11 protein-coding genes and 1 pseudogene are annotated in these 10,088 nt (G+C 66.9%); 8 read left to right on the top strand and 4 right to left on the bottom strand.

Annotation, left to right across the window (positions count from 1 at the left end; genetic code table 11):
* Positions 1-394, bottom strand: a 394-nt coding sequence (locus tag DBR10_RS19815) for an RNA polymerase sigma factor (protein WP_233243324.1), incomplete at its 3' end; no start/stop codon positions are given.
* Positions 395-538: 144 nt separating this feature from the next.
* Between DBR10_RS19815 and DBR10_RS07915 the strand changes: the two genes are divergently transcribed.
* The 8 genes from DBR10_RS07915 to DBR10_RS07880 all read left to right on the top strand — a co-directional run bounded on the left by DBR10_RS07915 (position 539) and on the right by DBR10_RS07880 (position 8,767).
* On the top strand, positions 539-1,297 hold the full coding sequence (locus DBR10_RS07915) for a thermostable hemolysin (protein WP_233243323.1): 759 nt from the start codon (positions 539-541) through the stop codon (positions 1,295-1,297).
* Positions 1,294-2,742 carry an AMP-binding protein gene (locus DBR10_RS07910; protein WP_108505594.1) on the top strand — a complete coding sequence of 483 codons (1,449 nt, stop codon included), beginning with the start codon at positions 1,294-1,296 and terminating at the stop codon, positions 2,740-2,742. The genes DBR10_RS07915 and DBR10_RS07910 overlap by 4 nt, the downstream gene beginning before the upstream one ends.
* Before the next feature lie 14 nt (positions 2,743-2,756).
* Positions 2,757-3,425: a TenA family transcriptional regulator gene (locus tag DBR10_RS07905; RefSeq protein ID WP_108505595.1), complete on the top strand. Its 669-nt coding sequence runs from the start codon at positions 2,757-2,759 to the stop codon at positions 3,423-3,425.
* The gene (locus tag DBR10_RS07900) at positions 3,418-4,170 is read left to right on the top strand and encodes an SDR family NAD(P)-dependent oxidoreductase (protein ID WP_108505596.1); all 753 of its coding nucleotides are present in this window, start codon (positions 3,418-3,420) and stop codon (positions 4,168-4,170) included. The genes DBR10_RS07905 and DBR10_RS07900 overlap by 8 nt, the downstream gene beginning before the upstream one ends.
* A 16-nt stretch (positions 4,171-4,186) precedes the next feature.
* The gene (locus tag DBR10_RS07895; protein WP_108505597.1) at positions 4,187-4,846 is read left to right on the top strand and encodes a tetratricopeptide repeat protein; all 660 of its coding nucleotides are present in this window, start codon (positions 4,187-4,189) and stop codon (positions 4,844-4,846) included.
* A 205-nt stretch (positions 4,847-5,051) separates the two neighbouring features.
* Positions 5,052-6,935: a DUF3604 domain-containing protein gene (locus DBR10_RS07890; RefSeq protein WP_108505604.1), complete on the top strand. Its 1,884-nt coding sequence runs from the start codon at positions 5,052-5,054 to the stop codon at positions 6,933-6,935.
* A 3-nt stretch (positions 6,936-6,938) separates the two neighbouring features.
* The gene (locus DBR10_RS07885; protein WP_108505598.1) at positions 6,939-7,784 is read left to right on the top strand and encodes a peptidyl-prolyl cis-trans isomerase; all 846 of its coding nucleotides are present in this window, start codon (positions 6,939-6,941) and stop codon (positions 7,782-7,784) included.
* Positions 7,781-8,767 (top strand): HupE/UreJ family protein, encoded by a 987-nt coding sequence (locus DBR10_RS07880; RefSeq protein ID WP_199223573.1) that lies wholly within the window; start codon positions 7,781-7,783, stop codon positions 8,765-8,767. The genes DBR10_RS07885 and DBR10_RS07880 overlap by 4 nt, the downstream gene beginning before the upstream one ends.
* A 36-nt stretch (positions 8,768-8,803) precedes the next feature.
* Here the strand turns inward: DBR10_RS07880 and DBR10_RS07875 are convergent, their stop codons facing one another.
* The 3 genes and pseudogenes from DBR10_RS07875 to DBR10_RS19810 form a co-directional block, all read right to left on the bottom strand.
* Positions 8,804-9,385, bottom strand: a complete 582-nt coding sequence (locus DBR10_RS07875; protein ID WP_108505599.1) for an SCO family protein — start codon at positions 9,383-9,385, stop codon at positions 8,804-8,806.
* A complete protein-coding gene (locus DBR10_RS07870) occupies positions 9,382-9,837 on the bottom strand; it encodes a copper chaperone PCu(A)C (RefSeq protein ID WP_108505600.1) in 456 nt (151 codons plus the stop codon). The genes DBR10_RS07875 and DBR10_RS07870 overlap by 4 nt, the downstream gene beginning before the upstream one ends.
* Before the next feature lie 2 nt (positions 9,838-9,839).
* A pseudogene (locus DBR10_RS19810) lies at positions 9,840-10,088 on the bottom strand (PepSY-associated TM helix domain-containing protein); the annotation flags it as partial.

Genomic DNA, 10,088 nt, shown 5'->3' with positions numbered 1-10,088 from the left:
GGCGGAAGGCTTCCTGCACCGCCGGCGGCAGGTCGTTCACGACCGCCACGATCTGGGCCAGCCGCTGGCGGGCCGCGACCGCGTCATCGGCGCGGGGCTCGTCCGCCGTATCCCAGTCGGCACCGCCGGACGCGCCGCGCCACTGCGCATCGCGCTGGCCTGACCGACGCTGGGTCTTGATGCGGTCCAGCATCAGGTTCGTACCGAGCCGGTAGAGATAGGCCGCCGGGTTGTCGATCGGCGTTTCCGGCGGCGGGGTGATCTTCAGATAGATGTCCTGGACCAGGTCCTGGGCCGCCTCCTCGGATCGCAGGCGAACCCGGAAATAGCGCACGAGTTCGTTGCGTCGCTCCAGGTAGCAGGCGAGCAGGGGATGGACGTGAGGTTCGCCCAAGGACGCGATCAAAGCTCCGGCCGGCCGAGCGGCACATCGCCGGGAATCCGGTGACGCACCAGTCTTTCCGAACGGCCCCTCCGGCGCAATCGCATTCCCTTTGAGGTGATCCGCACACGGCGTCGTCATGGCTCATCGAAGGGCGTGTCGACGCCCGTCGCGGAGTGGAGAGCGACCGTGCTGGAAGTGATGATGCTGGACGATGGGGCCATGCGCGGCAGTCTTCGCTTTGATGCCGATCGCGTCAGGCGTTTTACGTCGGTCGAGCCCCGGGTGATCTCGATTCACCACCTGATGCAGCCGGAACGGCGCCGGGTGGAGGCCTATATCGAGCGCGCCTATGCCCAGGCATTCAACGGTAAGATCCGCCGGCACTATCCAACGCTGATGAGCGTGCAGGATGCCGCAGGCCAGATCCACGGTGCCGTCGGCTTCCGCCAGGCCGCGAGCGGCGCGCTGTTTCTCGAACAGTATCTCGATGAACCCATCGAGGCGGCCATCGACCGCAAGTCCGGCGAGACGGTGTGCCGCTCGTCGGTCGCCGAGATCGGCAGCCTGGCGTCCGAGAGCGCTGGAGCGTCCCTGTTCCTCTTCCTGGCCCTGGCTCGGCACCTCCACCACAAGGGCTGCACCCATGCCGCCGCGACCGCGACCCGGCAGCTGCGCCGCAGCTTCGCCCGCGTCGGTTTCGCCACCGAGACCCTGACCCGCGCGGACGCCGGGCGGCTGGGCGAGGGCGCGGCCGACTGGGGCGGCTACTACCAGCGCGATCCCGAGGTGATGGTGGGGGCGATCGCCCCGGCCCTGCCGGCCCTGGCCCAGATGCTGATGGCCGAGCCACCCGCAGTGCCGGACATCCACTCAAGGCTCCATCCCGCATTTGGACCGGAGCTGGCCCAATGAGCCGCGTCCTGCAGGCCGTCGCCCGGCACGCCGTTGAAAAGCCGGAGGCCGTGGCCCTCAGCAGCCGCACCCTGTCGCTGACCTATGCGGCCCTCGACGCCGAGGTCGATCGTGTGGCCAGCGCCCTGGCGGTGTTTTCCCCCGGGATCCGTCGCGGAGCGCCGGTCGCCGTCTGCCTCGGCAACAGTCCGGCCTGGGTCGTTCTGGATCTGGCCCTCATCCGCATGGGCTGGCCGAGCCTGCCCCTGCCGGGCTTTTTCACGGAAGCCCAGAAGGCCCATGCCCTTGCCGATGCCGGGGCTGCGCTGCTCATCGAAGCGGCTGCGGACGGTGCGGCCTTCGAAATCCTGGGCACGCGCCTGTCTGTCACGCCCTGCGAAACGGCCCCGGTGGCCTTGCCGGAGGGGACCGCCAAGATCACCTACACGTCGGGCTCGACAGGACAGCCCAAAGGCGTCTGCCTCTCGCTGGAGCAGATGGAGGCGACGGCTTCGGCGCTCGTGGACGCGATCGGACCCGACTATGCCGGCCGGCATCTGCCGCTCCTGCCGCTGTCGATCCTGCTGGAGAATGTTGCGGGGCTCTATCCCATTCTGCTGGCCGGCGGCCGCTATCATGTCCTGTCCGCCGCCGAGCTCGGTCTGGAGAATCCCTTCCGGCCCGACCTCGCCGGTCTGGCGTCGGCCATCGCGGCGGAAGAGGCCACCAGCCTGATCGTCGTGCCGGAGCTCCTCCGCGCCCTGCTGATGGTCATGACCTTCACCGGGGCCCGCTTCCCGAAGCTCAATCTCGTGGCGGTCGGCGGCGCGAAGGTGTCCACCCAGTTGCTCGGCCAGGCCGACGCTCTGGGCCTACCGGTCTTCGAGGGCTATGGACTCAGCGAGTGCGCCTCGGTCGTGGCGCTCAATACCCCCTCGGCCCGCAAGCTTGGGGCCGTTGGACGTCCGCTTTCGCACCTGTCGGTGAGCCTTGATGACAGCGGCGAAATCATCGTCTCGCCCAGACCCTTCCTCGGCTATGCCGGCCGCGCGCCACATCTCGGACCGGTCCATACCGGCGATCTCGGCAGCCTTGATGCCGAAGGCTTCCTGAGAATCGAGGGCCGCAAGACCAACACGATCATCACCGCCTTCGGACGCAATGTGGCGCCCGAGTGGGTGGAGAGCGAACTTCTGGCCCAGCCGGAAATTCGTCAGGCGGTGGTCTTCGGGGAAGCCCAGGCCGAACTCGGGGCGCTGATCGTCCCTCTGGTTCCGGGGATGGACGATACCGCCGTCGCCCAGGCCGTCGCGCGGGCCAATCTCAGCCTGCCCGACTACGCCCAGGTCAAGCGCTGGCACGTCCGCCCCCCCTTTGACCCCGCCCTTGGCGAACTCACCAACAACGGCCGTCCCCGCCGGACGGTCCTGCTGTCGCATCACAGCGACTTCATCCAGGCCTCGTGAACAGGAGCCCAGCCTTGACGTTCTTTCCCAAACTGGTGGCCGAGACGGTCGCAGGGCAGCAGACCCTGGCCAGTGTCCCTCAAATCCAGGACGGCCTGACCGGCCAGATCTCGCGCGAGACCTACATCGCCTATCTGACCGAGGCCTATCACCACGTGAAGCACACCGTGCCGCTGATGCAGGCGGCCCGGGCGCGCCTGGACGACGCGCACGATCGCTTCCGCCATGCCCTTGACGAGTATATCGCCGAGGAAACCGGGCACGAGGCCTGGATCCTCAACGACATCCGAAACTGCGGTGGCGATGCCGAAGCCGTCCGTAACGGGGAGCCTCGCGAGGCTACCCGCCGGATGGTCGAGTTTGCCTATGACTATATCGCCCGGGTCAATCCGATGGGCTTCTTCGGCATGGTCTTCGTCCTCGAAGGCACCAGTGTGCGGCTGGCCACCCAGGGGGCGGAGGCTGTGGCCAAAACCCTGAACCTCGGCCCCGAGTGCTTCAGCTATCTCACCTCGCATGGCTCGCTGGACATGGAGCATCTGGTCTTCTTCCAGAAGCTGATGGACGAGATCGAGGACCCCGCTGACCAGGCCGCCATCGTCGAGGTCGCCAATGCGATCTTCGTCCGGTTCGCCGACGTGTTCCGCTCCATCCCCCATCAAAGGGAAGTCGCCTATGTTTGAGGACAAGCTCATTCTCCTGACCGGCGGCTCTGGGGGCCTCGGCTCGCTGATCAGCGCACAGTTGCAGGCCGAAGGTGGCCGGGTGACGGTTCTGGACCGCACCGCACCCTCGAACGGATCCGGCTTTGTCAAGCACGACATCTCGACGGCCGAAGGGGTCGAGGCCGCTGCGGCCGCGATCTCAAACCGGGCGTGGGATATCGTCATCAACCTGGCCGGAATTCAGCACTTCGGGCCGTTCGAGCGCCAGAGCCCGGAACACCTGCAAGCCAGCTACATGGTCAACCTCATCGCCCCGGTCAGGCTGACCCAGGCCGTCCTGCCGGGCATGAAGGCCCGCGGCAGCGGCCAGATCGTCAATGTCGGTTCGATCTTCGGCTCGATCAACTTCGCCCACTTCGTCACATACTCGAGTGCCAAGGCCGGGCTGCGCGGTTTCAGCCAGGCCCTGCGGCGCGAGCTCTCCGGCAGCGGCGTGGCGGTGACCTATGTCGCTCCGCGCGCCGTGCGCACGGCCCTGAATACGCCGGCCGTCATGGAGTTCGCGCAGCTGACCCATATGAACATGGATCCGCCCGAACTGATCGCGGCGCGGATCGTCGATGCCATTCGCGGGCGCAAGAAGGACGTCTATTTCGGCTTTCCCGAAAGCCTCTTCGTCCGTCTGAACGCCATCTTCCCGCAGCTCATCGATCGCGCCCTGTCGGCCAACGACCGCAAGGCTGCGCGCCTTTTTGCCAACTGATCGGCAGGACATCATCATGAAGACGTTTTCCGCCCTGGCCCTCGCCGCCGCCGTCGTGGCTCTGGCCCAACCCGCCCTGGCCGGGGACCCTCTGGACAGCCGCATCGACGCCTTGGCTCGTACCTGGGCGCACGTGAACTACGAGGTGAAGGACAAGTCGGCCCAGGCCAACGAGGCAGCGAAGCTGGCCGCTGAAGCGGACGGTCTCGCCAGGCAGAACCCCCGCCGCGCCGAGCCGCTTGTCTGGGAAGCGATCGCCACGGCGACCGAAGCCGGTGCCAAGGGCGGCATGGGCGGTCTGGCCCTCGCCAAAAGCGCTCGGGACATGCTGGAGCGGGCCGAGAAGCTCAACCCGGCCGCCCTCGGCGACGGCTCGGTCTATACCAGCCTAGGCTCCCTCTATGCCCAGGTGCCGGGCTTTCCGATCGGCTTCGGCGATGCCGGCAAGGCGCGCGCCTATTTGACCAAGGCGCTGGCGGTCAATCCGAACGGGGTTGACGCCAACTACTTCTACGGTGATTTCCTGATCCGTCAGGGCGACTATGCCGGGGCGGAAACGGCCCTTCAGCGGGCCATCAATGCGCCGGCCCGTCCCGGTCGCGAGGTCGCCGATCGTGGCCGCAAGGCCCAGGCGAGCGAGCTGCTGGCGACGGCACGCCGGAAGGGACACGGCTAGCCTCAGATGGGGCGTCAGCGCGCGTGGTCCGACACCGCGCGCGCCGGCCCCCCGGCGTCCGGCAGCCCCGACGGGCCGAGTGGTCTGCACAAATTGGGGTTGAAACGCCCAGTTTCCTGAAGAAGGGACGTGCGTCGCCCCCCGGAGCGGGTCTAGTCTCGTTACAAAAGAGACTAACTGGGGGGGGAAGGCTTTGAAAAAGGCCATGTTTGCCATCGCCGTCACCGGCGTTTGCGTCGTCGCGCTGCTCGGCTGTGATCAGGTCGGCTCGAAGGTTCGAAACCTGACCCGGGCACCGGTCGTGGAAACCGAGTTTCCGGAACGGGTCTATTGGGGGGATACCCACCTCCATACCAGCAATTCGGTCGATGCCTTCGGCTTCGGCGTTCGTCTGGGGTCTGAAGAGGCCCTGCGCTTCGCCCGCGGGGAGGAAGTGACGTCCACCGGTGGCCTGAAGGCCAAGCTGGCGCGGCCGCTGGACTTTCTGGTCATCGCCGATCACTCCGATGGTCTGGGCTTCACCCGCAAGATCTATGACACACCCGGATTCCTGCTCCGCAATCCGCTGTTCAAGCGCTGGCATGACCTGATGCACGAGGGCCCGCAGGGTTCGATGAAGGCGACGGGCGAGCTGATCGACGCTGCCGCGAGCGGTTCCCTGCCGCCGGCCCTGACCGATCCCAAGCGGTCGGCCAAGGCAACCCGGTCGATCTGGAACGACCACCTGTCGATCGTCGAGCGCTACAACGACCCGGGGAAATTCACCGCCTTCATGGGCTTTGAATACACCCTGATGCCCAAGGGCGATAACCTCCACCGCGTGGTGATGTTCCGCGACGGCAAGGCGGAAGTCTCCAAGGTGGTGCCCTATTCATCCCTGGTCGGAACCTCGGCCGAAATGCTGTGGGACTATATGGATGCCTATGAAAAGACCACGGGCGGCAAGGTCCTGGCCATCCCGCATAACTCCAACGTCTCCAACGGTCTGATGTTTGAACTGACCGGACCCGGCGGTGGTCCGATGTCAGCGGACTATGCCCGCCGGCGGGCGGCACGGGAGCCGCTGGTCGAGGCGACCCAGATCAAGGGCGACAGCGAGAGCCACCCGTTCCTGTCGCCGAACGACGAGTTCGCCAGCTTCGGGGATGCCGGCTGGGACCTCGGCAACCTGCCGATGTCGGCCAAGAAGACGCCGGACATGTATGCCGGCGAATATGTGCGGGAGGCTCTGAAGCGGGGTCTGGCGATCGAGGCCAGCACCGGGGTCAATCCCTACAAGCTGGGCATGATCGGATCGACGGACTCGCATACCGCGCTCGCCACGGCCGATGAGGACAATTTCTTCGGCAAACATGCTGCGGTCGAGCCGCGGGCCGGACGGGCGATGGAGCCGCAGAATCTCGGCAGTCGTGAGGGCCGCTACGGCTATCACTATCTGGCCGGCGGCTATGCAGGGGTCTGGGCCAAGGCCAATACGCGCGCCGCGATCTTCGATGCGATGATGCGGCGGGAAGTCTACGCGACAACCGGCCCGCGCATGCAGGTCCGGGTGTTCGGCGGCTGGGACTTTACGGCCAATGACCTCAAGACCAACTGGGTCAAGGCCGGCTATACGCGCGGCGTGCCGATGGGAGCCGATCTGAAGCCGGGCAGCGGCAAGCCGCCGGTCTTTATCGTGTCGGCCCTTAAAGACCCGATCGGAGCCAATCTGGACCGGGTGCAGATGATCAAGGGCTGGGTCGACAAGGCCGGCGTCACCCACGAGCAGATCTATGAGGTGATCTGGAGCGATCAGGCCAAGCGCGCGATGGTGGGCGGCAAGGTGCCGCCGGTCGGCGATACCGTCGACCTGAAGACGGCCACCTATGCCAACTCGATCGGGGCCCCTGAACTGACGACAGTCTGGACGGATCCGGACTTCGATCCGGCGGTGAAGGCCTTCTACTATGTCCGCGTCCTGGAAATCCCGACGCCGCGCTGGGTGGCCTATGACGCGGTGCGCTACAAGGTGAAGATGGGCCCGGAAGTGCGCATGAAAGATCAGGAAAGGGCCTATACCTCGCCGATCTGGTACACCCCCAAAGGCTGACGGATGACCCTTCGCCAACGTCTGGTCCAGGGGGCTCGCGAACCCCTGGTCCAGTTCCTTCTGGCCGGAGCCCTGATCTTTGCCGGGTTCGCCCTGCTGGGTCAGGGCCCGGATCAGGGCGACCGCAAGGTCGTGGTCGATCAGGCCCGCATCGAGCGGATCGTCACCCTGTGGATGCAGACCTGGCACCGGCCGCCGACCCCGGCAGAACTCGACGGCCTGATCTCCGAGTACGTTCAGGAAGAGGTCTATGTCCGCGAGGCGCTGCGCCTGGGTCTGGATGGGGATGATCCGGTTATCCGGCGCCGGCTGCGCTCGAAGATGGAGTTCCTGGCGACGGACCAGCTGGAGAGCGCCAGGCCGGAGGAGCGCGTTCTGGAGGCCTGGCTGCAGGCTCATCCCGAGCTCAATGTTCAGGATCCGAAGATCAGCTTCCAGCAGGTCTATCTCGGCCCCGCCCGCGACGCGTCGCTTGACGGCAAGGTCGCAGCATCGGCCCTGGCGCGGCTGAAGGGGGGAAGCCCCCCCGAGAGCATGGCCGTTCCCCTGTCTCTTCCCCGTGACTTGACCTTGACGAGCCGGACCGAGATTGACCGCCAGTTCGGCGGCAGCTTTTCGGACGCGCTTCTGAAGGCTCCGGCAGGGCAGTGGACAGGCCCGGTCTCCTCCGGCTTCGGCGTCCATCTGGTCCGGGTCAGCCAGGTGAAGGCGGGGGCCAGCCCCCGGCTTGATGACGTCCGGCAGGCGGTCGAGAACGACTGGCGGGCCGCCACGCGCGCCGAGCGTGAGGCCAAGGCCTATCAGGACCTGCTGAAGGGCTATGACGTCGTGATCGAGCGACCGGAATGAGGCTCGCCTGGTGGGTCACCCTGGTCATGGGGGTCCTGGCGCTGGCCGGAACCGCCCGGGCCGATGACCTTCGGCCCGGCTATCTCGAGTTGACCCAGACCTCGCCGTCGGCCTGGCGCATGGTCTGGAAGGCTCCGATCCGGGGCGGACTGGCGACCAATGCCCAGCCGAGTGTTCCGTCACAGTGTCGCGGTGCGCCGCCTGTCCGGAGCCTGGCCGGCTCTGCCCTGGTCGAGGTCTGGACCCTGGACTGTCCGCAGGGGCTGTCCGGACATTCTGTCGGCCTGCTGGGACTGGACCGGGCCTTCACCGAGGCGCTGGTGCGGATCGCGCCCCTGGGCCGGCCGGTGCAGGTGGCGCGCCTGACCGCCGAGAACCCTGAGGTCGAGGTCCGGGCCGTTCCTGACCGGCTGCAGGTGGCCCGCACCTATTTGCTGCTGGGCATCGAGCACATTCTGACCGGCTATGACCACCTGCTGTTCGTGCTCTGCCTGGTGCTGCTGCTGCGCGGTGGCATGCGGATCGCCAAGACCGTCACGGCCTTCACCATCGCTCACTCTCTGACCCTGGTCGGGACCACGCTGGGCCTGGTCAACCTGCCGCGCCAGCCGGTCGAGGTCTGTATCGCCCTGTCGATCGTCTTTCTGGCGGTCGAGATCGTCAAGGCAAGGCCCGACGGCCCGCTCCGGCTGTCGGAACGCGCGCCTTGGGTCGTCGCCTTCGCCTTCGGCCTGCTGCACGGGTTTGGCTTCGCCGGGGCCCTGGCTGAGATCGGCATGCCTGAACGCGAGGTGCCCACGGCCCTGCTGACCTTCAATATCGGGGTCGAGATTGGCCAGCTCGTCATCGTCGGGGGCGCCAGTCTGGTGCTGGTGGCCGTCGACCGCTTTGCGCCGCAACGCCGGACGTTGGTCCAGCGGGTCGCGGCCTATGGGATCGGCATTACGGCCGCCTACTGGTGCATCGCCCGTCTGCTCGGTTGAACCAGGCTCTACGGGCGATGTCACAGAAGGTCCCGTCTAACCCCTGATCAGCCTGCGTAGTTGAGCCACGGCCCGCTCCGGCGGCGACTGGTAGGCGATCGGCTCGACAAAATGGCCTGCCTTGTCGAACAGATAGATCGCCGAGGAGTGGTCGATCGTATAGCCGCCGCTCTCCTGCGGGACCTTCTGGTAGTAGACGCGATAGGCCTTGGCTGCTGCGGCGACGGCCGCCGGGTCGCCGGTAAAGCCCTGGATGCGCGGATCGAAGTTCGACAGGTAGCGCCGCACCTGCTCGGGCGTGTCGCGCTCCGGATCGACGGAAACGAACACGACATTCAGCCGGTCGGCCTCCGGACCCAGGGCCTTCAGCCAGGCGGTCAGGTCGGTCAGGGTCGTGGGGCAGACTTCCGGACAGAAGGTGAAGCCGAAGAAGATCGCGGTCGGCTTTCCGAGCAGTGATTTCTCGGTCACGGGCCTGCCGGACATGTCGACGAGATTGAACGGCCCGCCGATCCTGACCAGAGATCGTGCCGCGCCCTGGCCCTGGTCGCCGCAGGCGGCCAGGGGGGCAGAGGTCAGCACGGCAAGGCCGAGGCCCAGGAGGCTGCGCCGTCTCAATGGGCCATTCCTGGCATGGTCGAGGCCTTCGGCGCACGGACGACGGCCTCGACCTTGATCGCAGGCGCCTTCAGGAACTTCAGGGTCAGGGGGATCTTGGTCCCTTCCTGTAGCGAGATCTTCGGGCCGATGAGCATGATGTGATCGGCCCCGGGCTTGAGGCTGACAGTCTTGCCGGCGGGCAGGGCCAGGCCTTCACTCAGCTTGCGCATCCGCATGATGCCGCCGTCCATCGACATGGTGTGGATCTCGCCGCGATCGGCTGCGGAGGTTTCGACCGCGACCAGGCGGTCATCACCACCTGCGGTGAGGGTGACATAGCAGCCGCCGGCCAGGGCGGCAGGCGGGGCCGGCCGGCACCAGGCGTCAGCGACGACCACCTTGGGCGCGGGTGCAGCGGCGGTCAGGGCCAGGGCGGCGGCGGAGGCGGCCAGCAGGGTCAGGGTCTTCATGTTCAGGCTCCGGTCGAGACGCGCGGCACCATCAGCCGCCGCAGGATGAGATCAAGGAGGAGCGCCGCGATCAGCGATGCCCCGACGAGGGGATAGAGTATGGCCAGGGGCAGCACGATCGCCAGCAGGCCGACATAGGATCCGGGATGCGTCGGACGCGCCGGGGCAGCGAGGCGTCCGGTAGGGCGACGCTTCCGCCACATGACGAGGGCCGAGACGCCCATCAGCCAGACCGCGATGCAGCCGCCCAG

The sequence above is a fragment of the Caulobacter sp. HMWF025 genome, assembly GCF_003060965.1.
In the GTDB taxonomy this organism is placed as follows: Bacteria; Pseudomonadota; Alphaproteobacteria; order Caulobacterales; family Caulobacteraceae; genus Caulobacter.
Note: the sequence above shows the minus strand (reverse complement) of the source record. Positions and strands in the feature narration are given on the sequence as shown.

Excerpts from the sequence above, each read along its gene's own strand:
- DBR10_RS07910 (WP_108505594.1), top strand. The coding sequence starts at position 1,294 with ATGAGCCGCGTCCTGCAGGCCGTCGCCCGGCACGCCGTTGAAAAGCCG.
- DBR10_RS07900 (WP_108505596.1), top strand. The coding sequence starts at position 3,418 with ATGTTTGAGGACAAGCTCATTCTCCTGACCGGCGGCTCTGGGGGCCTC.
- DBR10_RS07895 (WP_108505597.1), top strand. The coding sequence starts at position 4,187 with ATGAAGACGTTTTCCGCCCTGGCCCTCGCCGCCGCCGTCGTGGCTCTG.
- DBR10_RS07890 (WP_108505604.1), top strand. The coding sequence starts at position 5,052 with ATGTTTGCCATCGCCGTCACCGGCGTTTGCGTCGTCGCGCTGCTCGGC.
- DBR10_RS07885 (WP_108505598.1), top strand. The coding sequence starts at position 6,939 with ATGACCCTTCGCCAACGTCTGGTCCAGGGGGCTCGCGAACCCCTGGTC.
- DBR10_RS07880 (WP_199223573.1), top strand. The coding sequence starts at position 7,781 with ATGAGGCTCGCCTGGTGGGTCACCCTGGTCATGGGGGTCCTGGCGCTG.
- DBR10_RS07870 (WP_108505600.1), bottom strand. The coding sequence starts at position 9,837 with ATGAAGACCCTGACCCTGCTGGCCGCCTCCGCCGCCGCCCTGGCCCTG.